This window comes from Paenibacillus antibioticophila (genome assembly GCF_000455265.1).
In the GTDB taxonomy this organism is placed as follows: Bacteria; Bacillota; Bacilli; order Paenibacillales; family Paenibacillaceae; genus Fontibacillus; species Fontibacillus antibioticophila.
This window is the reverse complement of record NZ_HG005139.1, coordinates 309274-335373: the sequence shown is the minus strand read 5'-3', so window position 1 is coordinate 335373 and position 26100 is coordinate 309274. Positions and strand designations below refer to the sequence as shown.

At 51.7% G+C, this 26100-nt stretch carries 21 protein-coding genes; 6 read left to right on the top strand and 15 right to left on the bottom strand.

Going from position 1 to position 26100, the window contains the following annotated elements; genetic code table 11:
* Positions 1–10: 10 nt before the first annotated feature.
* Positions 11–898, bottom strand: coding sequence for a tRNA (adenosine(37)-N6)-threonylcarbamoyltransferase complex dimerization subunit type 1 TsaB (tsaB, locus tag TX85_RS01420; RefSeq protein ID WP_044477357.1), 888 nt, complete (start codon positions 896–898; stop codon positions 11–13).
* Positions 891–1394 (bottom strand): tRNA (adenosine(37)-N6)-threonylcarbamoyltransferase complex ATPase subunit type 1 TsaE, encoded by a 504-nt coding sequence (gene tsaE / locus TX85_RS01415; protein ID WP_044477356.1) that lies wholly within the window; start codon positions 1392–1394, stop codon positions 891–893. Before tsaE ends, tsaB begins: the two co-directional genes overlap by 8 nt.
* Before the next feature lie 245 nt (positions 1395–1639).
* Here tsaE and ku point away from each other — a divergent pair, with 245 nt between their 5' ends.
* Positions 1640–2554, top strand: coding sequence for a non-homologous end joining protein Ku (ku, locus tag TX85_RS01410; RefSeq protein WP_044477355.1), 915 nt, complete (start codon positions 1640–1642; stop codon positions 2552–2554).
* Positions 2555–2571: 17 nt separating this feature from the next.
* Here ku and TX85_RS01405 read toward each other — a convergent pair whose 3' ends face one another.
* On the bottom strand, positions 2572–3522 hold the full coding sequence (locus TX85_RS01405) for an ATP-dependent DNA ligase (protein ID WP_044477354.1): 951 nt from the start codon (positions 3520–3522) through the stop codon (positions 2572–2574).
* Between the two features lie 49 nt (positions 3523–3571).
* Here TX85_RS01405 and ligD point away from each other — a divergent pair, with 49 nt between their 5' ends.
* A complete protein-coding gene (gene ligD / locus TX85_RS01400; RefSeq protein WP_044477353.1) occupies positions 3572–4486 on the top strand; it encodes a non-homologous end-joining DNA ligase in 915 nt (304 codons plus the stop codon).
* 7 nt (positions 4487–4493) lie between these two features.
* Here ligD and cls read toward each other — a convergent pair whose 3' ends face one another.
* A complete protein-coding gene (gene cls / locus TX85_RS01395) occupies positions 4494–5924 on the bottom strand; it encodes a cardiolipin synthase (protein ID WP_044477352.1) in 1431 nt (476 codons plus the stop codon).
* A 152-nt stretch (positions 5925–6076) separates the two neighbouring features.
* Between cls and TX85_RS01390 the strand changes: the two genes are divergently transcribed.
* Together TX85_RS01390 and TX85_RS01385 are read left to right on the top strand one after the other, a co-directional pair.
* Entirely contained in the window at positions 6077–7096 is a 1020-nt protein-coding gene (locus TX85_RS01390; protein ID WP_044477351.1) for a M23 family metallopeptidase, read from the top strand.
* A 20-nt stretch (positions 7097–7116) separates the two neighbouring features.
* Complete coding sequence (locus tag TX85_RS01385) at positions 7117–7575, top strand: bactofilin family protein (protein WP_044477350.1); 459 nt, start codon at positions 7117–7119, stop codon at positions 7573–7575.
* 1219 nt (positions 7576–8794) lie between these two features.
* Here TX85_RS01385 and TX85_RS01375 read toward each other — a convergent pair.
* The 8 genes from TX85_RS01375 to TX85_RS01340 all read right to left on the bottom strand — a co-directional run bounded on the left by TX85_RS01375 (position 8795) and on the right by TX85_RS01340 (position 20591).
* A complete protein-coding gene (locus TX85_RS01375) occupies positions 8795–9574 on the bottom strand; it encodes an ABC transporter permease (RefSeq protein WP_044477348.1) in 780 nt (259 codons plus the stop codon).
* Positions 9567–10505, bottom strand: coding sequence for an ABC transporter ATP-binding protein (locus TX85_RS01370; protein ID WP_044477347.1), 939 nt, complete (start codon positions 10503–10505; stop codon positions 9567–9569). The genes TX85_RS01375 and TX85_RS01370 overlap by 8 nt, the downstream gene beginning before the upstream one ends.
* A 181-nt stretch (positions 10506–10686) precedes the next feature.
* A complete protein-coding gene (locus TX85_RS01365; RefSeq protein ID WP_044477345.1) occupies positions 10687–11163 on the bottom strand; it encodes a GNAT family N-acetyltransferase in 477 nt (158 codons plus the stop codon).
* A gap of 348 nt (positions 11164–11511) precedes the next feature.
* Complete coding sequence (locus tag TX85_RS01360; RefSeq protein WP_044477344.1) at positions 11512–12198, bottom strand: PDDEXK family nuclease; 687 nt, start codon at positions 12196–12198, stop codon at positions 11512–11514.
* Positions 12199–12282: 84 nt separating this feature from the next.
* Positions 12283–12522 carry a hypothetical protein gene (locus TX85_RS01355; protein WP_044477343.1) on the bottom strand — a complete coding sequence of 80 codons (240 nt, stop codon included), beginning with the start codon at positions 12520–12522 and terminating at the stop codon, positions 12283–12285.
* A gap of 174 nt (positions 12523–12696) precedes the next feature.
* Positions 12697–17289 (bottom strand): glutamate synthase large subunit, encoded by a 4593-nt coding sequence (gene gltB, locus TX85_RS01350; protein WP_044477342.1) that lies wholly within the window; start codon positions 17287–17289, stop codon positions 12697–12699.
* 427 nt (positions 17290–17716) lie between these two features.
* Positions 17717–19879 (bottom strand): YhgE/Pip family protein, encoded by a 2163-nt coding sequence (locus TX85_RS01345; protein ID WP_044477341.1) that lies wholly within the window; start codon positions 19877–19879, stop codon positions 17717–17719.
* Between the two features lie 124 nt (positions 19880–20003).
* Positions 20004–20591: a TetR/AcrR family transcriptional regulator gene (locus TX85_RS01340; protein WP_044477340.1), complete on the bottom strand. Its 588-nt coding sequence runs from the start codon at positions 20589–20591 to the stop codon at positions 20004–20006.
* A gap of 268 nt (positions 20592–20859) precedes the next feature.
* Here TX85_RS01340 and TX85_RS01335 point away from each other — a divergent pair, with 268 nt between their 5' ends.
* Positions 20860–22056, top strand: coding sequence for an MGDG synthase family glycosyltransferase (locus TX85_RS01335; RefSeq protein ID WP_233500582.1), 1197 nt, complete (start codon positions 20860–20862; stop codon positions 22054–22056).
* Here the strand turns inward: TX85_RS01335 and TX85_RS01330 are convergent.
* A complete protein-coding gene (locus tag TX85_RS01330) occupies positions 22047–22898 on the bottom strand; it encodes a cell wall hydrolase (RefSeq protein ID WP_044477338.1) in 852 nt (283 codons plus the stop codon). The genes TX85_RS01335 and TX85_RS01330 overlap by 10 nt on opposite strands.
* 271 nt (positions 22899–23169) lie before the next feature.
* Between TX85_RS01330 and TX85_RS01325 the strand changes: the two genes are divergently transcribed.
* Complete coding sequence (locus TX85_RS01325) at positions 23170–24867, top strand: methyl-accepting chemotaxis protein (protein WP_044477337.1); 1698 nt, start codon at positions 23170–23172, stop codon at positions 24865–24867.
* Positions 24868–24942: 75 nt separating this feature from the next.
* Here the strand turns inward: TX85_RS01325 and TX85_RS01320 are convergent, their stop codons facing one another.
* Positions 24943–25407: a Dps family protein gene (locus TX85_RS01320; protein ID WP_044477336.1), complete on the bottom strand. Its 465-nt coding sequence runs from the start codon at positions 25405–25407 to the stop codon at positions 24943–24945.
* Positions 25408–25702: 295 nt separating this feature from the next.
* Positions 25703–26080: a DivIVA domain-containing protein gene (locus TX85_RS01315; RefSeq protein WP_044477335.1), complete on the bottom strand. Its 378-nt coding sequence runs from the start codon at positions 26078–26080 to the stop codon at positions 25703–25705.
* Between the last annotated feature and the right edge of the window lie 20 nt (positions 26081–26100).

The window sequence follows — 26100 nt, the reverse complement described above, 5'->3', positions numbered from 1 at the left end:
CAACGTCCCCCTATCCCTTGCCAAGGCGCTTGGCTTCGGCCTCTGCAAGCTGTGTATAATTAGGCTCCAATGTATGAAGCTGATCGCTATCTCCAAGGAGGCTGCGGCGCAAGCCCGCAAGTCCGACCCAGCCTCCTTCAAGCTCATAAGGGAACACCTGCAGCGTTTCACCTGCATGCGGACCCAATACCTCGCGGGCCGCCTCAGAGTGGTGCTGCGCCTTCCCCGCCTCCGTCTCGCCCACGATCCAGATTCGGGCGGGCCGCTCTTCCGGCGCGGCCGCCTCCAGTCGTCCGGCGAGCTCGCTCATCCAGCTCACCATCAGGCGAATGCCGTCGGATGCCAGACGCTCCGGCATCCGGCCCGGCTTCGCCGTGAACAGCGCGGTATATACCTGGCCGCGCCGCGCATCCATCAGCGGGACAATCCAGTCCCCGCTGACAAGCACCTCGGCGGCGTTCTGCGATGCATTCGCAGCAGACCGCCCGCCGCAGCCTGCGGCGCTTGCGCCCAGCGCCGCCACAGTCTGGCCCGCGGCACGCGCCCAGCCACCCAGCGCCAGCGCCTCCAGGCTCGATATGCCGTAGACCGGCAATTTCAGCGCCCAGGCGAGCGTCTTCGCCGTCGTAACGGCAATCCGTGCTCCTGTATAGGAGCCGGGGCCGAGGCCGACGGCAATGCCGTCCAGCATCGATTTATGGATGCCGGCCTTGTCCAGCGCCTCCTGGATCGCGCTGATCAGCACCGCCGAGTGATTGCGCTCGGCGTGAAGATGATGCTCCGCCAGCAAGCTTCCCCCTTCCATCACCGCAACCGCCAAAGAGGAGGTCGAGGTGTCAAAGGCGAGCAGGCGGCGGGCTCCAGCGGGCTCCGCAGCCGGTTGATGTATCTTATTCATGCAGCATGACTCCATTCTCTCGCAGGCTATGAACCCATGCCTCATAGGGTTGTCCATGGCCAATCAAATAAAATTTCCGGGTAGCAGCGGATTCTGTCTCGATATAAATTTCCAGCAGCTCTGGAGGAAGAATCTCTTCGATTATGCTGGCCCACTCCACCAGAGAGACTCCCTCACCATAAAAATACTCGTCCAGCCCCAACTCATCAGCCTCCTCCAGGGAGAGGCGATACACATCCATATGATACAGCTTAAGGCGTCCTTCATATTCTTTAATCAGCGTAAACGTCGGGCTGTTCACCGTATCCCGCACCTGAAGATGCTTTGCAAACAATTGGGAGAAGGCTGTCTTCCCTGCGCCGAGATCCCCGTCCAGCGCAATCACAGTTCCTGCCTTCGATCGGCGCGCCAAATAAGCCGCCAGCATTTCCGTCTCCTCCAGACTGCCCGCTTCAAAAATATAATCTGCATCCGCCCTGTTTTTAGCTAGTCTCATGATAAATTATCCTTCCTGTTCATCCGCCGGAACCTACAAACGTCTGTCCTCATTATATCGGTCCATCCTTCCCCCCGCAATAAGGCGCCTGCATCCAGCGTTGGAGGATCGATTCATAGAAAACGCAATTTCACCCATACTATAGACGTTGTTCAACAAGACAGGAAATCACAGCAAAGGTCAGCGGATAGCAGTGCAGCTTGTCCGAAACATTCCCTTTGCTGCCAAAACGAAAGGAGCCTGCGATGCACACCGTATGGAAAGGCGCGATCAGCTTCGGTCTGGTTCATGTTCCCGTTAAAATGTTCTCTGCCACAGAGGACAAAGATATCTCCATGAAATACATTCATCAGGTTTGCGGCAGTCCGATCTCTTATGTCCGAAGATGCCCGAATTGTGAGGTTGACGTAAATTGGGAGGAAATATCCAGAGGATATGAGTACGAGAAGGGCAAGTATGTGCTGTTTACCAAAGAGGAGCTTGAACAGCTATCTTCTCAAACGGAGAAGACCATTACGATTCTCGATTTCGTGGACCTGCATGAGATCGATCCGGTCTATTTTCAAAAAACCTATTATTTGTCACCCGATCAGGCTGGAGCCAATGCGTATTCCCTTCTGCTTGAAGCGATGCGGCAGACCGGGAAGATTGGAGTCGCCAAGGTCGCGATCCGCTCTAAAAGCAGCCTTGCCGCCATCCGTGTAATCGAGGACTGTTTGGCGGTGGAGACGATCTTCTATCCGGACGAGATTCGCCCGATCGCCCAGGTTCCGAATTTACCGGAGAACATTCAGGTTCAGGATAAGGAGCTTACGATGGCGAAGCTGCTGATTGAGCAGCTCTCTACGCCGTTTGAGCCAGGGAAATACAACGACGATTACCGTGCCAATTTGCTGAAGCTGATTGAGCAAAAGGTAGCTGGAGAAGAGATCAGCCTTGCCCCAGCCAAGCAAGAGCATAATATCGTCGACCTGATGGCCGCTCTGCAGGCCAGCATTGAGGCCGTGAAGCCTATCCCTGCCGATCCGGGACCAGCCGCTGCCAAGCGAACCAAGAGCGGCGCCAAGAGCGGCGCCAAGGCCAAAGCCGAACCCGAAGCCGAAGGTGAACCTAAGCCCAAGCGCAAGAGTACGAAGAAAGCTCAAAAAACCATCTCCTGATCGATGCAGAATCTGCTTTACATGCTTTGGGACAGCAGGCATCTCATTGGCTCAAGCGGACTCCAGCCTTGAATGACCGGGTGGCGCATCGTTCCTCCGAGGGTCCATTCCATAAAGGATACCTTGACCGTCAGCTCCGGCCGCAGCCATACCGCATCCTTCAAACGGGCCGGAGGATTCAGAAAGGGCCTCCCTGCAGCTGTAAGCCGGACAGCCTCCTTGGTTATCCGGCTCCAATCCTCGGCACGCCAGCGGGCGCTCCCGGCATGGCCGATATAGATCAGTCTGCCCTCCTCGTCATAGAGTCCAAGCAGCAGGGCATTGACCTGCCCGTCCCGGTAGGTTACCCCGCCGATGACCGCTTGGAGATCATGACTAAGCTTCAGCTTCTGCCAGCGGCCATCCTTGCCGCCAATGGCATAGCTGCTGTCCAGATTTTTACAGACGATGCCTTCCCAGCCTCGCTCCTCCATGACCCGGTACAGAGCTGCAGGCTCTTCCACGTTCGGGACTAGCTGGAGGTGTTCATTGGGGATGATCAGTTGACGTAATCTGTCCTGCCGTTGCCGGAGCGGAAGCCCGGTTACCCATTCGCCATCACAGTAGAGCAGATCAAAAACCATGTAAATGACAGGAATTCGCCGTACAGCGAACGCAATTTCCATCTGCCGCCGCAGACTGTCCCGGCCCATAATCTGGTGAAAGGATGGCTTCCCGCCTGTCAATGCGATCATTTCTCCATCCAAAATAAAGGAGCCTGCCCGGCAGCTCTCATTCAATCCGGCAAATTCCGGATATTGGAGGGTCCGGTCATTACCTCGGCGATTGATAAGCCGCAGACTCCGCCCGTCGTAGTAGGTGAGCATCCGTACGCCGTCCCATTTCACCTGCGCGATCCAGGGATCGCCGGGGGATGGAAGCTCCTTGACCAGTATCGGCTCAAACGGAATCACAGGCTGCAGATCCATGCATAGCCCTCCTTAAATGAATAACCTTCTAAGAAATTGAGGTGAACATATGCCCAAAAGCATTACAGGCAGCATTGTTATCGAAGGACAAGAGATCCAGGTAAGCAATCCGGATAAGCTGCTCTGGCCGGAGGCCGGGATCACCAAGCTTATCTATTTGCAGAAGCTGACCGAGCTTTCGCCGTACCTGCTCCCTTATTGCAGAGACCGTCTGCTCACGACGATCCGCTATCCGGGCGGAATTCACGGCACCTTTTTTTATCAGAAAAATGCTCCCGAGCCGCTGCCGGATTATGTCCGGACCGTTCATCATGAAGAAATTCGCTATATCGTGTTGAACAATCTCCCGACCCTGCTCTGGCTTGGCAATCTGGCTGCGATCGAGTTCCATCCGTCCCTGCACTATATCGGAGAGAATCTGCCCTGCGAGTGGATGATCGATCTGGATCCCTCGCTTGAGGAAGAGCCGCGAATCATGGAGGCCGCCGCCTTCGTCGGAGAAGTGCTGGATTCCCTGGGGATCGCTTCTGTTCCCAAGACTTCAGGAGCCACCGGGATTCAGATTATCGTCCCGATTTCCCACGGGATTACCTTTGACGAGCTGCGGCTTATCGGCCACTTTGTCGCCCGTTTTGTGACGGAGAAGCGACCGGATTTGTTTACGATCGAACGGATGAAGAAGGACCGGGAAGACAAAATCTACTTTGACTACTTACAGCACTACGCCGGCAAGACGCTTGCTGCTCCCTACACCCCAAGAGCACGATTGGCGGCCAGTGTCTCTACGCCTCTTCTCTGGGAGGAGGTCCGGCAGAATCCCTCGCCTGCCGATTACCATCTGCTGAATATAGGGGAAAGACTGGCCCGCTACGGCGATCTGCTCTCCACCATCCCGCCGCAGCCCGTCGATGTCATCATCAGCCATCTGCAGCGAACAGGGGCAGGAAGCGGAGGCAAGCCCTAAGTGGCTTCTATAAGAGCGGTGACAGCAACCGGGCGACAAGCTCTGCTCCCTTCTGCCTGCGCGGCCGCGCCATAAATTCCTCTTGCCGGATTTCCCGGGAGTCGCTCAGATCCTGCAGGAAATCCTTCTCCAGCCGTTTGATGGGTTCGCGGTCAAACAGCAAAGCAAGCATTTCAAAATTAAAAAAGAAGCTTCTCATGTCCATGTTCGCCGTTCCCACCGTGCCTACAAGATCGTCCACAATTAATACCTTGGCATGTACGAAGCCCTTGGTATATTCATAAAACCGGACTCCTGCCTGCATCAGCTCCTCCACATAAGACAGGGAGGCCAGCTTCACCAATCGGCTGTCCGAATGATAGGGAAGCAGGACGATAACCTCTACACCGGCCACTGCTGCAGTTTTCAGGGCGGCATAAATACTTGGGTCAGGTATGAAATACGGCGAAGTGATCCACACCCTTTTTTTAGCCACGGCAATGGCCCCGAAGCACATCTCCTGAATAGCATCCCAATGCTGGTCAGGACCACTGGTCAGAATCTGCACATGCTCTTCTCCCTCGCAGCAATGTTCCGGGAAAAGGCCGGGCTCTGAGAGCAGACTGCCGGAGGCCAGCTGCCAATCCCCAAGAAAAGTCCGCTGGAGGTCATAAACAGCATCACCGCTAATCCTCAGATGCGTATCTCGCCAATACCCCATATTTTCATACAGGCCCAGATAGTCATCGCCTATATTCAATCCCCCGACAAAGCCAACCTGCCCATCTACGACAAGGATCTTCCGGTGATTTCGATAGTTCACCCGCCGGTCCAGCATGGCGATCAATGGAGGCAGGAAGAAGTACACCTCGACCCCGGCCTGTTCAAGCTCTTTTACGAATGCCTGCGGAAGCTGGTAGCTTCCCAGTCCGTCACAGATAAGGCGCACCTTTACGCCCTGGGAGGCCTTTTCCATCATGGCTTGCTTGAATTGCCGTCCAATACCGTCATCCCTGAATATGTAGAACTCAATATGTATATGGTGCCTGGCACGATACATCGACTCTAACATGGCATGGAACGCCGGTTCTCCGCTGCTATAGATTTCAGTCTCATTACAGCCTGTGATCGGGCTTTCCGACAGCCCGGTTAACAGACTGAACAGCCGCTCCTGTCCCTGAAAATCCTTGTTTTTCATCTGTTCGATGGAATCTATAATTTCTGTCTGCTGCCAAAGCTTGGCCTTCATTTCCTGAAATAACGGACTTCCTCTTCTGCGAAGCTTTCTCCGCTTCTTGTAGTCTTGCGCCACAAAGTAGTATAGGACAAATCCAATGAAAGGCACCGCAAACAGAATCAGCATCCAGGCTACCGCTCTGCCCGGGTTTCGGAACTCGAGGACCAGAATCGTAGCAATTTGAAAAATAAATGCAACCAACAATAGGCTCAGCCAGATCATAACCGTCCTCCTTTCCCTCTAAATCAGCATTAACCATCATGCAAGCAATTTATTCATGGAGCACCATGTATATCAGACAAGGCGGTTTTTTGACATGAATTGAGAGTCATAGGAATAGATAATTATAAATCCGATTTAAGAGAGGAGCCGACATGAAAACTGCCAGCATAGGCTTACCTAATCCTAGGCGGATAACCCTGCTTGTTCTCAAGGACGCCAACCAGCCTGTCAAGCAAGTTCAGGTATCCAAGCCGCTGGTCGTCGCCGTCCCGCTTATCGCATTGCTGTCGCTCAGCGGCTTGATCGTCAGTCTTCAGATTCAATCCAACCGAACAATCGACAATCTGGAAAGTATGCTGCAAGCCCAGCAATTGCGTTTTGAAGCTACTGTTACGGATAAGGATGCTGCCATCGAGCGCCTGCAGAATGAAGTGATTGCCCTGTCAGGACAATCCCGGGAAATGATGGACCGGATGGAACGAATGGCCGAGCTTGAGACCGAGCTGCAGAAATTCATCGATAAATACGGTTCTGAAGGTAGCGGAAGCCAGGAGCCGGGCAAGCTCTCCTCCCTCTCCATGGATGACAGCAGTTGGTATGCAAGCGATGGCGTTGGCGGGGAATTTATTGCCGTTCACGAGACTGAAATCGAACAGCTTGCCGAGGATACGCGCAAGCAGTTTGCAGAAATGAGCAAATTATTGGATGAGATGGAGCGAAATATGCCCGCTACTCTCCAAATTGCGGAGCAGACCCAGATCAAGCTTGCAGGCACACCGACCGAATGGCCAACCTTGTCCCAGCGGATTACTTCCAACTTCGGCTATCGCAGCGATCCCTTTTCGGGGCGCGCTGCCTTCCATGCCGGAATCGACATTGCAGGCAAGACAGGCGATCCGATCTACGCAGCCGGGGCAGGCAAAGTGGTTACCGTCGCCAGTGACAGCTCCCATGGCAAATACATTGTGATCGAGCATCCGGAAGGACTGGAGAGCTGGTATCTGCATTTGAGCAAGATTACCGTATCCGAGGGGGATGAGGTCAGCAAGGGGCAACAGATTGGCAAGCTGGGGAATACCGGACGCAGCACCGGGCCTCATTTGCATTTTGAGATTTTGAAGAAGGGGAAGACGATCGATCCGCTCCCTTACCTTAAATCAAACAATGGATAAGACAGGAGGCTACAACCCTTATGAGAAGAAAGAATAAGCAGCCCGCAGGCACCCGTTACACCTTGATCGGACTTGGCTCCTCCGCACAGGGAAAGCTTGATTGCGAGGCCAATCTGCGGATTGAAGGTCATTTTCAGGGCGAGATTGATTGTGCCGGGCAGGTCGTTATCGGCGAGACGGGAGAAGCAAAGTCCAGCATTCGCGGAGCAGAAATTATCGTTGCCGGACATGTCATCGGCGATATCGTCAGTGAAGGCAAATTGACGATTACCGGAAGCGGTCAAGTGGACGGAAATGTGAATGTGACCAAGCTGGTCATTGTGGAGGGCGGGCTTCTGAACGGCTCAAGCCATATGGAACGTGAAGCTGCCGTGCAGGCTTTCAGCAAGAACAAGGATAAGGAAATGGAAAAAGGCTCCGACAAGCAAGCCGACAAGTCCACTGTCAAAAAACAGACTCCAAGACCCGAGGCGGGGTAATAAATAAGATACTGTGCAAAACATAAAGAGGCGCGTCAGAGGGGCAACGTGTGAAGAGTTGCTACGATCGCTGTTGTTCGCGGATTTCTATGATTGGACTAAATTCTAACAGTGGAGAAATCCGCTCACAAAGGCGAACGCTCCGCTTCTTCACAACCCTTCACACTTATGCCCTAACTACTTCTCCTTTGCTGTTTAACTGATACGCCAGATAGCACCATGGTTGTGCCACATGTTTCATTACAGTAAGCAGGCCACCTGTGGCATACAAGCAGGAGACTACGCGCAAGCCTCCTCCCAACTTCCCCTTGCTGCCAGGCTCGCCTTAGGCTAGGCATCACAAATGGAGGCCTGTGCGATTCACTTTACGCACAGCCAATGGAACACTGAGCGCCAGGAGTTGCGCCTAGTCGCACGTTGCCTCGGCCTTATGCGGAACGCGGAACTTCGTTATCCGACTACGCATTCCAGTCTTGTTCCGAGCTTCACTCACCCCACTTATTCAGCCTCATTCTGGCCACGCTCCAGTGAAATTACTTACCTTAAATTTCCCATTCGACGCTCGAACCCACATATAGTGAAAAAACTTACCTTAGAATCGCCAGTCACTAGCCAAACCCACGTTTTAGCCAACTTTAAGCGAAAGAATTTCACTATATCCGTATATGCATGGGGTCTGCCAACCCTCGTCATGCTTTGAAGCACCGCACATTGGGAGCTTCGCACAGTGTGAGATCTGCATGATGCTGATGCGAGGTGTGTGTATACGTACTTCGTCGGCTTTTTGCAGAATCTGCTGGGGATAGTCCTCGTGTGGGTAGTTGTCCATGCACCTGCCCGCTGAAGGTGCAATGATACGCAGTTACTGTTGTAATGCATCAGGCATCAAGATGCTATGCTGAATGAACGAGCCTGTAGGCTAGGCAAGTGATTCTAGTGCATTCGGCCATGCCTCCGACGTGCGGAGGGGAGCTACTATAGTACATTCGGCACCTATAAAGCCGAACTAAAACCCGCGTAATAAGGGTATAAGTGTGAAGTGTGCTGAAGAAACGGAGTGTTCGCCTTTGCGAGTGGATTCCTACCATTTCAGATTTTACTCAATCAAAGGAATCCGCGAACAACAGCGATCGTAAGCATACTTCACACGTTGCCCTCCGGCACGCGGCAAAATCATTGGTTGGTTTTATATTGGCTGTAGCTGCGCTCTCGCAGGAAACTACGCAGCAACGTCTCTCTTCTTAAAGACCAGCCAACTGATTACAAGGAATAACAGGACATAGGCTGACAGGATGGCAACTGAAAATCCCATTGTCATTCCCGCAGGCCCAACGGCTCCTCCCTGATATTTGCTCAAATCCATGTTGACAAATAGCATGTATTTCGCCCACTCATACCGGTTTGGGTGAAACAGCATTGTGAAGATGTTGCCGGCAAACAGGATAAACATAGACAATCCGATAGCCAGTCCGCTTGACCGGAAGACGGTCGACAGCATGAATGAGAACACGACGATAACGAGCAGGTCAATATAGCTGTACATCAAACTCTCCATGATGGAAACGAACGGGCTCGTTCCCTGCGGGAATAGCATTGACGCCTCATTCGGGAAGAGCAGAAAAGCGATGGCTATATTGGATATCAGGAATACGGCGCTGATAGCAATTGTGAACAGCAATACCGACAGCAGCTTGGAAGCCAAAACCTTGGTCCGGGTCCAGGGCCGGATCAATAACAATTTAATCGTTCCCCATGTAAATTCGCTGGCCACGCTATCGGCGGCGATGACCACGGCAAAGATGGAAGCCAGGTAATATAGGAACGACAATTGGTCCACCGCATCCCATGCGGTCAATTGCATGGTGCCTGAGCTTCCCAGATAGAACAGGACGCCAAACAGAATGCTTAACGCCAACAGGATGGCGAACATGATCCAGGTGCGGAGCCTGCGGTAGATTTTCATATTTTCATTCTGAACTAGTCTGAAAAAATCAGTCAATACGCCCGCCTCCCGTCATCTCTAGGAATTGATCTTCCAGCGACCGGGTGACCGGCCGGATACCATAGACCGCGATTCCGTGATTAACAAGTCTCGCATTCACGTGCGCCGCGTCAGTCCGGTTAACGGTTAGGATAACTCCGTTCTCTTCCGCTCTGGAGCTGAAGCCCAGGCTGACAAGCAGATCCTGTGCTGCAGCAGGCGTGTTCACTTCAAACACAGTCTCCTGCACCTGATCGGCTCCTCCTGAGCCATCTGCCTTCCCGCTGTGTCCAAGCTCCTTCACATCGATCAGTCTGCCCTGCTGGATCACAGCGACCGTATCGCACATCAATTCCATTTCGGACAGGAGATGGCTTGAGACAAACACAGTTGTCCCCTCCTCCCGGGACAGACGGCGCAAATAATCGCGCAGCTCCCGGATCCCCTGCGGGTCCAGCCCGTTTGTCGGCTCGTCCAGCACAAGCAGCTTCGGCCGGTGCAGGATGGCTTGAGCCACACCTAGCCGCTGCCGCATGCCAAGCGAATAGGTCTTCACCTTATCATGGATGCGATGTTCCATGCCGACAAGCTCGACGGCTTCCATGATACGCGCTTTGGATACACCCGGCGACATCCTGGCGTAATGCAGCAGATTCTCGTAGCCGGAGAGAAACTTGTACATCTCCGGATTTTCCACAATGGCTCCGACATGGCTAATCGCCTCTTCAAATTCATGCTTGATACTCGAGCCTTGAATGAGGATATCGCCCTCCGTAATAGACATCAGTCCGACGATCATCCGAATGGTCGTTGTTTTCCCGGCTCCGTTAGGCCCCAGAAATCCATAAACCTGACCCGAGGGAATATCCAGGTTCAAGGAATCAATCAGCTTCTTGCCGCCGATGACCTTGCTGACCCCCTGGATCCGTACAACTGGTTGATTTTCCATTATTTTCACACCCCTAATCTCAATCATTTTATCACAGATGTCGTGTGCGACAAAAATGGAGGATAGGCACCAAGTAGTTGAGCTGGAGAAGCGACGTAACTTAGAATAGCATAACAAAAGCATAACACTTCACACGCCGCCCCAGCCTGCCTTCAATAATTCAACTTAGCATTACAACAAGTCAAAGCTCCAAAACAGTAATGGATTCATTATTAAAGACTTCGCCATTGTCACGAAAGCCAAAGCTTTCATACAGCTTTTTTGCAGCGGTGTTATCTCTTTTATAGGGAATCCAACAATACTGGGCGCCTCCCGCCGGGAAGGTGCGAATAAACTCCAGAATTTTGCCCATCGCTTCTCGTCCATAGCCCTTATGCTGATGCTGCTTATCAATCATTAGCCGCAAGATGCAATAATTATCCTTTGCCAGAGAAGGTTCCTCATATCCCGTGATCCCATAGGTTATCATCACAAATCCCACCGGTTGTTCATCTGCGTAAATAATGAATGGATAAGGGTGCCCCCCGTTGACCGATAGAACATAGCAGGACGCCACACTCGACAGATTCGACGCCACATACTGCCGCTGTTCCTCGGCTACCTCCAAATTAAACATGGCACGCCGGTTTTCCAGCGTGATTTTTCTTAACGAGATCATACGGATATTCTCCCTTCATCTTTCCTATTGCACCGCGGCTGCGTATTTAACAATACAATTTATTCAAATAAAGAAATAGACTTATATTAATTTTTTTAATAGAATAGGATGTACCCATGGCTTTTTTAGGATTTATCTTTGGGCATGAACCTTTGGTTACTACAAAGCCGCAAATAGCTTAGAAATTGTTATCTCCTTACTCCCCTCCATTTCCCGAAACGATTCTCTCGCTTAGTCTCTCTATACTACCTATTCCTTTAGTCTTACTAAAGACTACGGACACCTCATCCTGACTTTTTCCAATCAATTACTAACTCATATGTCTGCCGCTCTCTGTTTTTATTCCCACTATCCCGCCAGATACTCAATTGCATTAGAACTAAGCTGATATCTACCCACTCGTGTCCCTGTTTTTCCGGGAATGGGTGACAGCATCCCTTTTTTGCACAATACCTCAATCCATTTTTTGCTAGTTCTATAGCTAATCGACAGAAAAACACTTACATCTTTAGGTTTTATCTTTGCTCCGAGCCTCCAGGTCAATGCGATAATCTCTCGCTCAATATGGTGCAAGTCTTTCTTCTCATCTCTGTTAGCAGCTTGATGCATCAAATGGGGAGCCAATACCAGCTTAAGCAGCATTCTGCACAACTCCGGGCGTTGATCAATATCATCAAACGAAAAATGCACTACTCTCCATTCCATACCTGTCAGAAACGTATCCCGGTTTAAAGAGTAGCTGAACTTCTCCCGATCCATATCTTTCACATGGCTCTGATAGCCATCACATTCAATCGCAATCCTGCATAAAGGTGTAATATAGGCAAAATCCAAGTAAATCGATTTCCGGTTCCAGTCGCTAACTTCATATTCAGGATGTAGATGATCGAAGCTGCCTACCACAGGCCACCAAACTTGCTCCAGAAACTTTTGCTCGGCATATTTGTGCCCTCTAGCCAATCTGCCTTTACGCTCTCCACTCCTGCTATTCAAATGAAGCTTCATAAACGCGCGATGCGCTTCCTCATACGGCATACACCTGTTCTCCTTTCTCTTCTATTTGGTTGACTGCCTTTAACAAGAAAGAACGCCCTCTCCAAAAGGAAAGGACGTTCTTCGTCATAGTTTCATTATATTAGTTTTCTCAGTAATTTCCAAGTAGCTAATTGGTGGTTTTGCCATACGAGCGACCACATCAGCATTTTTAATGACTTTCTGCATTATAATCGCCGCATGAGCGACTACATCAGCATTTTTAATGACTTTTTGCAGTATAATCGCCGCATGAGCGACCACATCAGCATTTTTAATGACTTTTTGCACTATAATCGCCGAACGAGCGACCACATCGGTTCCCAACGCACGAGTGCCCGGCCGACCAGCGCTAGCCCCTAGGTCTTCTCGCGAGCGAGCAAGCGATGATACCAGTGGCTCTAGTGGCTCTGGGCCTAGTGGCTCTCAGGTGCGCTAGTCGCTCTCAGTGGCCCTAGTCGCTCAGTTGCGCTAGCGGCTCTCAGCGTCCCCCAGCTGCCGCTAGTTGCCGGATCCAGCCAACTCGCGTGTGTTGGCTTCAAAGGCTGCCAGCAAGGCAGCTTCGCCCTGCAGCCCTGCGGCCTCAACCTTGCTGATCTGCTCCAGCATCCGCTTGTAATCCTTCGGAATAACGCGGACAAAACGCGGCAGCAGCTCGCTCCAGTTGTCCAGCACACGCCGCCCAGCGGCGCTCTCGGTGTAGAGCGTATGGCGGCTGATCAGCGTGCGAAGCTGCTCCACCTCAGCTGGCTCGCTAACCGGCTCAAGCAGCACCATCTCAAGGTTGCACCGCTTCACGAAATCGCCTTGCACATCAAGCACATAGGCGATCCCGCCGGACATCCCGGCCGCAAAGTTACGGCCCGTACCGCCGAGCACTACGACCCGGCCGCCTGTCATGTACTCGCAGCCATGGTCGCCGACGCCCTCCACGACGATGTCCGCGCCGGAGTTCCGGACCGCGAACCGCTCCCCGGCAATACCGCGAATGTACGCTTCCCCGCCGGTAGCTCCATAGAAAGACGTATTGCCGACGATGATGTTCTCTTCAGCGGCGAATGTGGCACGCGGCGAAGGCTTCACAATGATCTTGCCGCCCGACAAGCCCTTGCCGGTGTAATCATTGGCATCGCCTTCCACCGTCAGCGACATCCCCTTCGGCACGAAGGCGCCAAAGCTTTGCCCCGCCGATCCCTCGAACCGGAACGCAATCGTATCCTCCGGCAGACCGGCCGCACCGTATTTGCGGGTCACTTCGCTGCCCAGGATCGTCCCTGTCGCCCGGTTCACGTTGCAGATCGGCAGCACAGCACTGACCGCCTCGCCGCGCTCCAGTGCCGGCTCCGCCAGACTCAACAGTGCCGTCACGTCCAGCGTCTCCTCCAGCCCGTGATTCTGCTGGCGTGTGCAATAACGAACGCTGCCTTCCGGCACTTCCGGCATATGCAGCAGAGCCGTCAGATCCACGCCCTTCTTCTTCCAATGGTCTACTGCCTTGAAGGTGTCCAGGCAGTCCGTCCGCCCGATCATTTCATCCAGGCTGCGGAAGCCGAGCTCTGCCATCCATTCGCGCAGATCCTCTGCCACAAAGGTCATGAAGTTGACCACATGCTGCGGATCTCCGGTGAAATTCTTGCGAAGCTCAGGATTTTGCGTAGCCACCCCTACCGGGCAAGTATCCAATTGGCATACGCGCATCATAATACATCCAACCGCTACAAGAGGCGCTGTGGAGAAGCCATACTCCTCAGCTCCAAGCAGGGCGGCTACGGCGAGGTCGCGTCCCGTAAGCATCTTGCCGTCCGTCTCCAGCACAACCCGGTCGCGCAGGTGATTAAGCATCAGCGTCTGATGCGTCTCGGCCAGCCCAAGCTCCCAAGGAAGCCCCGCGTGGCGGATCGAGCTCTGCGGCGAGGCTCCTGTGCCGCCGTCATAACCGCTGATCAGAATAACATCCGCGCGTCCCTTGGCCACGCCGGCCGCAATCGTGCCAACGCCGGCCTCCGAGACAAGCTTCACATTGATTCTTGCCCGCGGATTCGCATTCTTCAAATCATAAATCAGCTCAGCCAAGTCTTCGATGGAATAAATATCATGATGCGGCGGCGGGGATATCAAGCCTACACCCGGTGTCGATCCGCGAACCTCAGCCACCCAGGGATATACCTTGCGGCCCGGCAGTTGCCCGCCTTCGCCCGGCTTGGCGCCCTGAGCCATCTTGATTTGAATCTCATCCGCATTGACCAGGTAGTTGGAGGTTACGCCGAAGCGTCCGGAAGCAACCTGCTTGATCGCACTGCGGCGCAGATCCCCGTTGGCATCCGGAACGTACCGGGCCGGGTCCTCTCCGCCTTCCCCCGTATTGCTCTTACCGCCGATCCGGTTCATTGCGATGGCAATCGTCTCGTGGGCTTCCTTGCTGATCGAGCCAAAGGACATGGCCCCGGTCTTGAAGCGGCGCATAATCGAAGAAGCCGGCTCAACCTCCTCCAGCGGCACCTTCGGTCCTGCCGGTTTCAGCTCCAGCAAAGAACGAAGCGTGAGGAACTTTTCATGTTCGCCCAGCACAAGACTCGTAAACTTTTTATACGTCCCGTAATCTCCGGTCCGCACAGCTTGCTGAAGCAGGTGAACCGTCTGCGGATTGAACAGATGCTCCTCCCCGTCGCTCCGCCACTGGTACTCTCCAATAGAATCGAGCACCTTATCCCCATCCAGATGGTTGAAGGCACGGCGATGATGGGCCAGCGTCTCGACGGCGACCTCTTCAAGCCCGATCCCTCCGATCCGGGACGGTGTCCAGGTAAAGTAACGGTCCACAAACTCCTCGCGCAAGCCAACCGCCTCGAAAATTTGAGCTCCCCGATAGGATTGAATCGTTGAGATCCCCATTTTGGACAAGGTCTTTATGACGCCTTTCGTTGCCGCCTTGATGTAATTGTAAACGGCCTTTTGCAGCGTAACTCCTTGCAGCAAGCCTTGCCGGATCATATCGTCCAGCGTCTCGAAGGCCAGATAAGGATTCACGGCACTCACGCCATACCCAAGCAGCAGGGCAAAGTGGTGCACCTCCCGTGGCTCGCCTGATTCCAGAAGCAAGGCTACCTTTGTCCGCGTCTCCTCATGAATCAAATGGTGATGCAGACACGATACCGCAAGCAGAGCCGGAATGGCCGCATTCTCCGCACCCACCCCGCGGTCAGACAGAATGATTACATTATGTCCCTTCGAGATCACACGGTCAGCAGCCTCACAGAGCGCATCCAGCGCTTCGCGCAGTCCTTCTGCACCGCGACCTGCTTCAAACAAGATCGGAATCGTAGCGGCCTTGAAGCCGGGACGGCGGATGTGCCGCAGCTTGGCAAAATCCTCGTTGGACAGAATCGGAGCTTCCAGGCGAATTTGGCGGCAGCTCTCGGGCTCTGGCTTCAACAGGTTACGCTCCGCCCCGATCATGGTCGCCGTCGAGGTAACCAGCTCTTCGCGGATCGCATCGATCGGCGGATTCGTGACTTGCGCAAACATCTGTTTGAAATAGTTATACAGCCGCTGGGGCTGCTCCGAGAGCACGGCCAATGGAGCGTCATAGCCCATCGAGACAATGCCTTCCGAGCCCGTAAGCGCCATCGGTTCAAACACCTTGCGCAGATCCTCAAAGGTATAGCCAAAGGCCATTTGCCGCTGTGAAATATCGTCGCCGCGTTCGTCCGGAAGCTCTGGGGCTTCAGGCAAATCCTCAAGCGACAGCATATGCTCGTTCAGCCACTCCCGATACGGGTTCTCCTTGGCGATCGAGGCCTTGACCTCTTCGTCAGAGATGATCCGCCCCTCCTTGGTATCCACCAGCAGCATCCGTCCCGGACGAAGACGATCCTTGTACAGGACCTCCTCCGCAGGGATGTCCAGCACCCCTACCTCCGACGACAACACAATCAAATCGTTCTTTGTCACGTAATACCGGGAGGGACGCAGACCGTTGCGGTCCAGAATGGCGCCAATCTGCACACCGTCGGTGAAGCCCATGGCTGCCGGTCCATCCCACGGCTCCATCAATGTACTGTGGTATTCATAGAACGCCTTTTTATCCTCATCCATCTCCGCGTGATTGCTCCAAGGTTCAGGCACCATCATCATGGCTACATGCGGCAACGAACGTCCGCTCAAGTAGAGGAACTCGAAGGTATTATCAAACATCGCTGTATCCGATCCATCCGGATTGATAACAGGCTTTACCTTTTCCAGATCGCCTCCAAAGGTTTCCGTCTCGAACAAGGACTGGCGTGCTCGCATCCAATTGACGTTGCCCCGAAGGGTGTTAATCTCGCCGTTATGAATCATGAAGCGGTAGGGGTGGGCGCGTTCCCAGCTTGGAAAAGTATTCGTACTGAACCGGGAGTGCACCATCGCAATGGCTGATTCCAGCAGTTCATCGTTCAGATCCAGGTAAAACTGCCCGACTTGTTCGGTTGTAAGCATTCCCTTGTAGACAACTTTGCGGCAGGACAGACTGGATACATAGAAGGCATCTCCTTCCTTCAGACCGCTATAACGTATCGCCTGCTCGGCACGACGCCGGATGACATACAGCTTCCGCTCGAAATCCAGCTCCGAGCCTACATCAGCACTGCGCTCAATAAATACTTGCCGGACGAACGGCTTTGCCTCACGGGCGGATTTGCCAAGCATATGATCTTCTGTCGGCACCGTACGGAAACCGATCAGACGCTGTCCTTCCTCCTCGATAATTCGTGCAAGCTCACGTTCTTGTTGCTGCCGTACTTCTTCGTCCTGAGGCAGAAACAGCATCCCTACCCCGTAATAGCCGGGGGCGGGCAATGGATAGCCCAGCTTCTCGGCTTCTGATTGCAGAAATCGGTGAGGGATTTGCAGTAAAATACCTGCGCCGTCACCGGAATTCGGCTCACTGCCCTGACCGCCGCGATGTTCCATATTGGCCAGCATGGTAAGCGCCTGAGCAACGATATCATGCGATGACTTGCCTTTAATATGAGCAACGAAGCCCATGCCGCAAGCATCCTTTTCAAATGCGGGATCGTAGAGTCCTTGCTTTGGTGGTATAACGGTATGTTTCATGATCAGCGCAACCTTTCTATAGATAAAGTATCCTAAATAAACGACAGGTCATAGATAGAGGTAGTTCAAAAAGCCATCTTTTGATCACGAAGGAATTCAAGAGGTTGATTCGACATCGAATCTTGCGTTCACCCTCGAAGTCCGGTACTCATGTAGGGTTTGCCTACACTCCGTTCCTCCTTCTTCGGCTTCTCACAACCTTCTCGGTGCTGAAAACCTGACTTTTTGAACTCGCACTATTAGTATTTTTATTCTAACGGAAAATGGTTGCGGTGTTTTTGCACTATCTTCTCTTTCTTTTGCACTAAACTTGATTTTTTTTCAGGATTTTATTGGCGATTAGGGACAAAAATCCTTATAAATGACAAAAGTCCGTCCCCCGGAAGCCTCCGGGGAAACGGACTCAGTTCAGGACATGCGATGCGGACTATGCCTGCAGAGCCATATCCACATTTGTACTTTCACGCCGATCCTCATTCTTGCTATGGGTCAGGAAGTAGACCAACGTAATGGCTAGGAAGCAGAATGCATACATACACAAAATTCCTGCTTGCTGCCATACACTGCCCATGTCTCCAATGGAAATAACGGCCTTATAGCCTTTGACACTATATGTCATTGGCAGCAATGGATTGAATACCTTCATCCAGTTCGGAATCAGCTCCAGCGGGAAGGTGCCGGCCGATGTGGTCAGTTGGAAGATCAGCATCAGGATGGCCAGGAAGCGGCCAGGATTATCCAACCAGGTAACCAAAGCCTGGATAATAAACATATAGCTTAGACTGGTAATGAAGCTGAACAGATAAAATAACGGGATGTTCGTTACCTCAAGTCCCAGGCCATACAGGGCCAGTGCAGCAGCCAGCAAGGACTGCACCAGACTCATGCCTGTAAAGGATAAGGTACGGCTAACGAACCGATTCCAGCCGCTCGCCCCAGCTACCGTTGAAGCGCGCAGCGGAACAACCAGCGTAGAGATCAAAGCTCCCACGAATAACCCCAAGGACAAGAAGTAAGGGGCAAATCCGGTACCATAGTTAGGCACCTCGCTAACCTTCTCTTCTTGAATCGTAATCGGCTCAGCATACATATTCACCAGCGCATCCGATTTCTTGACGCCGGAGGTCTGCTCTGCCGCATCATTCAACTTAGCAGCCAATTCTTCCGATCCCTCAGCCAGCTGATCCATGCCGCTCTTGATCTCTCCGGCTCCGGCATCCAATTGCTTGGAGCCGTTAGCCAAGGTCGATACACCGCCTGACAGCTGCCCCATACCTCCTGCAATCTGCCCGGCGCCCGCACTCAGCTTGCTCGCGCCTTGCGCCAGCACATTACTGCCTGCAGCAGCTTCAGTCAGCTTGCTGCCAAACAGGCTCATCCCATCAACCAATTGAGTCTGACCTGCCGTGAGCTGACTTGCGCCTTGTACTAGCTGCTGCTGTCCTTGTACAAGCTGTTCACTGCCTTGCAGTAATTGTTGCCCGGCAGCGTGCAGCTCCTGTCCGCCAGAGAGCAGCTGTGCCTGGCCTTGGGCGAGCTGGGTACTGCCTTGAGCTACCGCTTTGCTGGCAGTTACCAGCTGTTGCACCACCGAATTCTTAGCCAGCTCTGGATTTGCCTGCACCAGCTGCTCCAGTCCCTGAGCAACTCCTTGTGCGCCTTCAGCCACCTTATTGCTTCCTTCTACTGAGGACTGCAATCCGGCAACCAGTGAGGCGTTGCCTGCCTCTGCAGCTGTAAGTCCGGAGTGAAGCTGCTCGGCACCTTGTGCGGAAGCCTTAAGTCCCTGCTCCAATTGAGCGCCGCCCTGCTGTGCCTTTGCAGCCCCCTCCGCCAATTGCTTATGAGCCGTGGACAGTTGCTGGAGGCCGCTGTTCAGGGAAGCCGCTCCTGTACTCAGCTCTGTTGCCCCTTGATTCAGGCTGGAGGCTCCTTGCTGAAGCGGGGAGATCCCCTGGCTCAGCTGTGCTGTTCCCTCTGCGAGCTTTGCCAGATTCTTCTTCAGCTTCTCGGCTCCGTCGTCCAGCTTGACTGCCCCTTCGTTGATCTTGGACGCACCGCTGCCTGCCTCGCCTAGGCCACCGGAAATTTGCTCAACCTGATCCAGCAAGGTCTCTGTATATGCCTCCGTAACCTTGGCGGATACCTTGGATTTGATCTCCTTCACTGCGGTACCGCCAATCTGTGCTGCTAGGAAATTGTAGCCTTCATTCGGCTCATACAGCAATTCGGCCGGCTGCGGATTCTCATCCATCAGCGTCGTTGCCTGTGATGAGAAGTTATCCGGAATGACGATGGTCATATAATATTTATTGGACCTCATCCCCTCTTCCGCTTGCTCGCGAGTCACAAAGTCCCAGGCAAAATCATTCCCCTTCCTGAGCTCATCTACCAGTTCATCACCAACCTGCAGCGATTGCCCGTCAAACTCAGCGCCTGCATCCTCATTGACAACGGCTACCGGAATCTCATTCATCTTGCCATAGGGATCCCAAAATGCCTTCAGGAACATTCCGCTATACAGTACGGGAATAAATAGGACGACAATGATCGGTATAATGACCTTCGGTTTCTTGAAGGAATTGACCATGTCTTGAAAAATACCGAGACTGACTTCATGTTGATCTTCTCTCCTTAGTATTGCTCTCTCTAATTTACTAACTATATAAGTTTGAACTAATGATTGTAATCCGTGGTCTGCATTTGAAATATGCTCACGACGACTTCTCCGGAGACAAGCCGCCTGCAACAAATCGCTGAACGAATTCTTTAATCTGCTCCTTGCTTAGCGGCTCATGGATTTTGTTCCAATCGGAAGTGAGGGCAATATACAGCTTCATCAGGACAAAGGATACGACCTTGGGGTCCAGCCCTGATACTTCGTTGCGCTGCATCGCCCGCGTCACCTGCTTCTCGAGATAATCCAGAATAGCATGCTCGATCGTCTCAAGACCTTCACGCGCCTTGGGTGTCCCGAAATCACGGACCTCCTGGAACAACTTGATCAGCAGATTGTGCTGAGCCCGATATTCCAGCAATTTATCGACCGTATGATACAGGTTATCGAAGAAGGTTCGGTCATCCCGCAACTCTTCCTCTGCGATCCGCCGCATATCCAGAATGACAGAGCGAAGAATCTCATCGAACAGCTCTTCCTTATTCGTAAAAAAAGTGTAGATTGTCCCTTTGGCGACATTTGCGATTTTGGCGACCTGGTCCATCGTCGTCGCTTTATATCCGAATAATGCGAACGATTTCTCAGCAGCTTCAACGACAAGTCTCCTTCGATCTACTACAGCCATAATCGGCACCTCCCAATCAAGATAAAATATCAAAAAATGACTAAAAATCAATTCTGGTCATTTGGTCATAAATCACTTTAACACGCCTATATCTCATTTGCAAGTGGTATTTCATGCAAGTTTCATTTCAGTTTTCACTCGTGATCAGCCATTGCTTAATCCCCGACTTTAGTCCAGCCTGTGACCCGCCCGTAGACTCTGTACCATTTCCGAGCAAAAAAATAAACTGGAAATGCGGGTGATTCCTTGCTCCGCAAATCCAGTTTGAATGATGCAGGTGATACCTATGCTTAAGAAGCAAACCGTGCTGATCCTTTCGGAAGGCTTTGGCTGCGGACATACACAAGCCGCTCATGCACTTGCCGCCGGCTTGGAAATAACGGATTCACGCATTCAGGCAAGGGTGCTTGAACTGGGTTCCTTCCTAAACCCAAGGATCGCACCGATGTTCCATGCAGCATATCGGACTGCGATCTCTACTAACCCCGGAATGATCGGCAAGCTATATCGCAATCAGTATGAGAAACCGCTGGGCGGATTCTCTGTATTAGCCCTACATAAATTATTTTACAGTCAGGCCTACCAGACCATCCAAGAGCTGAAGCCGGATTTCATTATATGTACCCATCCGATTCCATGTGCGATCGTCTCACGCTTGAAGGAGTCCGGGCTGGAGATCCCGATGTACACTTTGATTACAGATTATGATGCCCACTCCTCCTGGATTCATCCCGGCGTTGATTGTTATTTTGTCTCCACGCCTGAAGTCCGGAGCCTGCTTATGCAGCGCGGTGTACGTAGTGAAGCCATTCAGGTGACAGGCATCCCTGTACACCCCGATTTTTGGACCAAGCAAGATAAGGATCTGGTCCGGAGTCAACTGGAATTGGCGGATCTGCCTACGGTAATGATGATGGGAGGGGGCTGGGGGCTGCTGTATAACGAGGCATTAATCAAGACCATCTCCGCTTGGAGGGAGCACGTTCAGTTTATCTGCTGCACCGGCAGCAATGACAAATTAGCCCTAAGGCTGAACCGTCTTTCGGAGCTGCAGCATCCCCATATTCGGGTGCTTGGCTTCACCACAGAAATCAGTAAATGGATGGATGCCTCCGATCTGCTGGTGACCAAGGCGGGAGGTATGACCTGCACCGAGAGCATGGCTAAAAGATTACCCATGTTGTTCTATGACTCCATCCCGGGACAAGAGCTGCAGAACCAGGAGTATTTTGTCAAAAACGGTTATGGTCTTGCCTTGTCCTCCACGGATTTGCTGGATCAGTTGCTCGCTCAGGCCTGCTTTGGAGCACGTCAAGAAGGCGGCAGTCCTATGGCGGAAATCTGCAAATTCACCTCCCGCAGTACGATGCCTTCCCCGTATCGCCCGGATCTTTGCATCAGGCAAATTGCAGGTATTCTAATGCCCGGGACGCAGGAATTGAGCCTCAGTCAGGCTTATTTATAGAAGGTATGGTTACCGATGGCTTTTGCTTCATCCTTGGTTTTGGCGATCGTCAGATCGCTGGCCAGCTTCAAGGACAGGAAATAATACGTATCGTCGGTAACTTCCTTTCTACCGTTCAACGCTTCATTAACCGCTGCAATTGTCTCCTCATCCGCTGTAACTCTTTTCAGTCTTCCATTATGAACCGGACTGAATTGAGATTTTTGATAGATTACTTCTTTGATAGTGTCGGGGAAATTAGCTGACCGTAGCCGGTTCAAAATTACGTTTGTAACCGCAATCTTGCCCTCGTACGGCTCGCCCTCTGCCTCTGCCATGACGATTTTCTGCAGCAGCAGCAGTTCTTCATCAACCAGAGCGTAGCTCCATTGAGCATCCTCCTGCTCAGCTGGACTCAGCAGCTCGGTTCGGGTGAAGAATAATTTGTCGGGGGGACCTGCAGGCTGAGATATCTCTTCGCCATTCTGCAGGGATTTGTTATTATTTTGTTGCAGCAATATTCGTTCCCTGTTCATTTCCTCGAGCATGACACAATGACTGATCCCTATCTCCTCCTCTGTTATCCCCTTCAGTTCAAGGGTAATCAGATGAGGCATAAAGGACAACGCGTGCTCCGCACTGCTATCTCCTTGCATAGGCCTCTCTACTAATAGACTTGGTTCTTCTTTGGCTGGCAGAGCCTGCAGACTTGCAGGAACTAAAATATGAACCGAGCCGGACTCCAAAGTCCTTTCCTTTTCCGGCACAGCTTCATCTTCTCCCAGCAAGCAGATGGATCCTGCTCCTACCAATATCACGCCAAGTAATAAAGCGACATAAGAATTTTGTCGAAAAATTTGCATTTCAAACTAGACCTCCTACAACTATCCTATATCTTTCTATCTCCCTTTTTTATGTAACCGCAATATTAACTTTTGAATACTTCATCCAAGAAGTTAACTATTCTGTTTTACATTCTTCTTACCCATCATGTCAAGTTCGTGGATAATATAATCATTGTTCGATTTTTCGACACAGAACCTTAATATAGTCCATTTTGCTCATATCACATCCTATATATAATGATGCATGTAGCATTTAGTACCATATCTTATATGACTGGGGATAGTCCACATGGGATTTGCTAGAAAAATAACATCAGGAATCATTGCCGTTCTAATATTAGTCAGCGTACTAATCGGCTTTTTCAGTTACAAGACGGCTTATCGTCAAGTTGAAGAGTCAGTCGGTATTGAGACTGTCGGTTGTGCGAATATTACAACCGGTCTCGTTGATCCGGCCGTCATTGCCGGCCTTGCCCAAGGAGACAACAGCGGACTTGCGGCTCTGGAAGAGCGGCTTAACTGGACGGTGGATCATAAGTCACTGTTCAAGGAAGTATTCATCATGTCGCTTGATGGGACAATCCTTGCCGCCGACCAGAATCTGAAATCCCGCGGTTATCAAGCCGGGGATGCTTTTTATTTTAATGAAGCAGATCGCGAGGCCATTCAGAGCACCAAGCATTCCGTATACACCAAAATATACTCCTTCGAAGGTGCCGATCTTCTCAGCGGATACGGTCCAATCTACCAGGATCATGATCATACGAAGGAAATTGTAGGCCTCATGGTAATTAACTTTGACGCATCGATCATTCAGGAACGAACCTGGGAAATCATTGCCTTGCCGTTTGCCATTGGCGGCGGAGTATTTTTGCTGGCGATCATCGTTACCTACATATTTATCCATCGCATGGTTCGTCCATTGGAGAAGCTGTCGCTCAGCGTCAATCGGGTTGCCGAAGGCGATCTGTCTCTGAATGAGCCGCCGCTCGCAAGCAAGGATGAGATCGGTAAATTATCAAGGGATTTCGCCCATATGACCTCTAACCTTCGCCAGCTTATTTCAGAAGTTAATGAGACCTCGATGCAGGTCGCTGCTTCCTCGGAGCAGCTGTCTGCCAGTGCCGAAGAGACCGGACAAGCCGGAGAGCAGACGGTACATATTATTCAAGATTTGGCGGACGGCGCAGAGACTCAGCTTCAGAGCCTGGAGAAGAGCTCGTCAGCGCTCCAGGGAATGTCCAATTTCATTGAACGGATTGTAAGCAAGGTCGACAGTGTCTCCAATGAAGCCAATGTATCTGCCCTAGCCTCCAAGGAGGGCGCTACCTCCATGCAGCTTGGCGTCACCCAAATGAATAAAATCGATCACAAAATTACAACACTGGCCTCCAGCATCGATAAGCTCAGCGGCCATTCCAAGGAAATTCAAAGCATTGTCGATGTGATTACCGGGATCGCCGCAGAGACGAACCTGCTTGCCCTGAACGCCGCAATTGAAGCAGCTCGGGCCGGAGAAGAGGGTAAGGGCTTTGCGGTCGTTGCGAACTCCGTCCGCAAGCTCGCGGAACGCTCTGCTTCCTCTTCCTATCAGGTCAGTGAACTGATTGACCTGATTATTCAGCAAATGGAAGCTACTACAGAAACAATGAGTGAAGCTACCCGGGAAGTGAAGCTAGGGACCGATTTAGTCGACAAGGCTGGAAGCTCGTTCGAGGTGATCTATCAATCCAACCAATCCTCTGCAACCGCAGTAGAAGAGGTGCGTCAAACCGTCCATCAGTTGTCACAGAATGCCCAGCTTCTGGTTCAGTCTATGGAGCAGCTCGTTCATTTCGCCAATGCTACCGTAGACGGGACTCAGACGATTTCCGCTGCTTCCCAAGAGCAGCTGGCAGCCATGCAGGAAGTGGATACTTCGGCGAACTTCCTGTCCGGCTTGTCCGAGAAGCTTCATACCCTGATTGAGCGGTTCAAGCTGTCCTGAACATAGAGAAACGCCCCGCAAACGGTACTACTGCCGATTGCGGGGCGTGGAATATGCGGCTAGCGTTCCGAATCATTATTTGCCCAAGTATGCATTCAGCATCCAGTTATGCTTCTCAATTGAAGTCAGAATACCGAGCAAAAGATCGCCAGAAGCTTCATCTTGAGCTTCCTCCGCAGCATTCATTCCTTCTTTCAGTTCATTAGCAAGCTTCTTGAAATCATCGATGACGGCACTTACCATCGCTTGCGGAGATTCTCCACCCGCTGCTTCAGCAACAGTCGCAATCGAAAGCGATTCGCGAAGTGTCGCTACAGGCTTGCCGCCAATAGCGAGCAGACGCTCAGCGATTTCATCGATATAGCCTGCCGCTTCATTATAGAGCTCTTCGAACTTTTCATGAAGGGTGAAGAAGCTTCCCCCGGTTACATACCAATGAAAATTGTGGAGCTTTGTATACATTACCGTCCAGTTAGCAATCTGAAGATTCAGATGTCTCTCCAACGCTACTTCGTTTTGAGTCAAGCTTTGATTGGTCATGATTAATATCCTCCATTCATGTTTTCATTTTCAACAGCTCTTTGAGAGCAAGTGAATCATTTCTTTAAATTTAGACTAATTCTAAATCCTGTATTTATCTTATCATTTTGTTTTTGAAAGTGCAATCTCTAAAAGATGAACATCCTATGAAGAAGGGTTGTCCGCTGGATCTTCAATAATGAAGTCTGCTCCTGTTGCGCAGCCCCTATTCATATTCACAGATATTTCTCACATAGGGTAGCAAAAAAAATACCGCAGGGCTGCGGCATACATAAATTGGACTGATAACGTATCCTTAATCTCGAATCTGGATTTTTAGCTGCTCCAAACTACGCTCCAGTTGACGTATACCGTCTTCAACCACTCTTCGGTCCACCGATTGTGTCGGGTCGAGCGCTGGCTTGCGCATGGCATTGACCTTCTTCTCTTCTTCCCAGGAGGCTTGGCGACGCTGAATTTCTTTATATTTATCCAGCAGATCGGTAATGATATCGTAAAAGCGCTCATAGTCCACGATCACATCATCAAGAAAGCGGTCGACCTCTTCCTTCTCATAGCCCCTCATCTTCACATCAAAGTCTTTCTCATGAATCGTCAATGCATTTAATTTAATACCAAGCTGTTTGAACAAGCCTTTCTGGTCTTCCAGCTTACGTGCATAATCATCCTGCATGTATATCCCTCCATACCCAA

What these genes read in the sequence shown, in the direction of transcription:
- tsaB (WP_044477357.1), bottom strand. Translation starts at nt 898, where the DNA reads ATGAATAAGATACATCAACCGGCTGCGGAGCCCGCTGGAGCCCGCCGC.
- tsaE (WP_044477356.1), bottom strand. Translation starts at nt 1,394, where the DNA reads ATGAGACTAGCTAAAAACAGGGCGGATGCAGATTATATTTTTGAAGCG.
- ku (WP_044477355.1), top strand. Translation starts at nt 1,640, where the DNA reads ATGCACACCGTATGGAAAGGCGCGATCAGCTTCGGTCTGGTTCATGTT.
- TX85_RS01405 (WP_044477354.1), bottom strand. Translation starts at nt 3,522, where the DNA reads ATGGATCTGCAGCCTGTGATTCCGTTTGAGCCGATACTGGTCAAGGAG.
- ligD (WP_044477353.1), top strand. Translation starts at nt 3,572, where the DNA reads ATGCCCAAAAGCATTACAGGCAGCATTGTTATCGAAGGACAAGAGATC.
- cls (WP_044477352.1), bottom strand. Translation starts at nt 5,924, where the DNA reads ATGATCTGGCTGAGCCTATTGTTGGTTGCATTTATTTTTCAAATTGCT.
- TX85_RS01390 (WP_044477351.1), top strand. Translation starts at nt 6,077, where the DNA reads ATGAAAACTGCCAGCATAGGCTTACCTAATCCTAGGCGGATAACCCTG.
- TX85_RS01385 (WP_044477350.1), top strand. Translation starts at nt 7,117, where the DNA reads ATGAGAAGAAAGAATAAGCAGCCCGCAGGCACCCGTTACACCTTGATC.
- TX85_RS01370 (WP_044477347.1), bottom strand. Translation starts at nt 10,505, where the DNA reads ATGGAAAATCAACCAGTTGTACGGATCCAGGGGGTCAGCAAGGTCATC.
- TX85_RS01365 (WP_044477345.1), bottom strand. Translation starts at nt 11,163, where the DNA reads ATGATCTCGTTAAGAAAAATCACGCTGGAAAACCGGCGTGCCATGTTT.
- TX85_RS01360 (WP_044477344.1), bottom strand. Translation starts at nt 12,198, where the DNA reads ATGCCGTATGAGGAAGCGCATCGCGCGTTTATGAAGCTTCATTTGAAT.
- gltB (WP_044477342.1), bottom strand. Translation starts at nt 17,289, where the DNA reads ATGAAACATACCGTTATACCACCAAAGCAAGGACTCTACGATCCCGCA.
- TX85_RS01345 (WP_044477341.1), bottom strand. Translation starts at nt 19,879, where the DNA reads ATGGTCAATTCCTTCAAGAAACCGAAGGTCATTATACCGATCATTGTC.
- TX85_RS01340 (WP_044477340.1), bottom strand. Translation starts at nt 20,591, where the DNA reads ATGGCTGTAGTAGATCGAAGGAGACTTGTCGTTGAAGCTGCTGAGAAA.
- TX85_RS01335 (WP_233500582.1), top strand. Translation starts at nt 20,860, where the DNA reads ATGATGCAGGTGATACCTATGCTTAAGAAGCAAACCGTGCTGATCCTT.
- TX85_RS01330 (WP_044477338.1), bottom strand. Translation starts at nt 22,898, where the DNA reads ATGCAAATTTTTCGACAAAATTCTTATGTCGCTTTATTACTTGGCGTG.
- TX85_RS01325 (WP_044477337.1), top strand. Translation starts at nt 23,170, where the DNA reads ATGGGATTTGCTAGAAAAATAACATCAGGAATCATTGCCGTTCTAATA.
- TX85_RS01320 (WP_044477336.1), bottom strand. Translation starts at nt 25,407, where the DNA reads ATGACCAATCAAAGCTTGACTCAAAACGAAGTAGCGTTGGAGAGACAT.
- TX85_RS01315 (WP_044477335.1), bottom strand. Translation starts at nt 26,080, where the DNA reads ATGCAGGATGATTATGCACGTAAGCTGGAAGACCAGAAAGGCTTGTTC.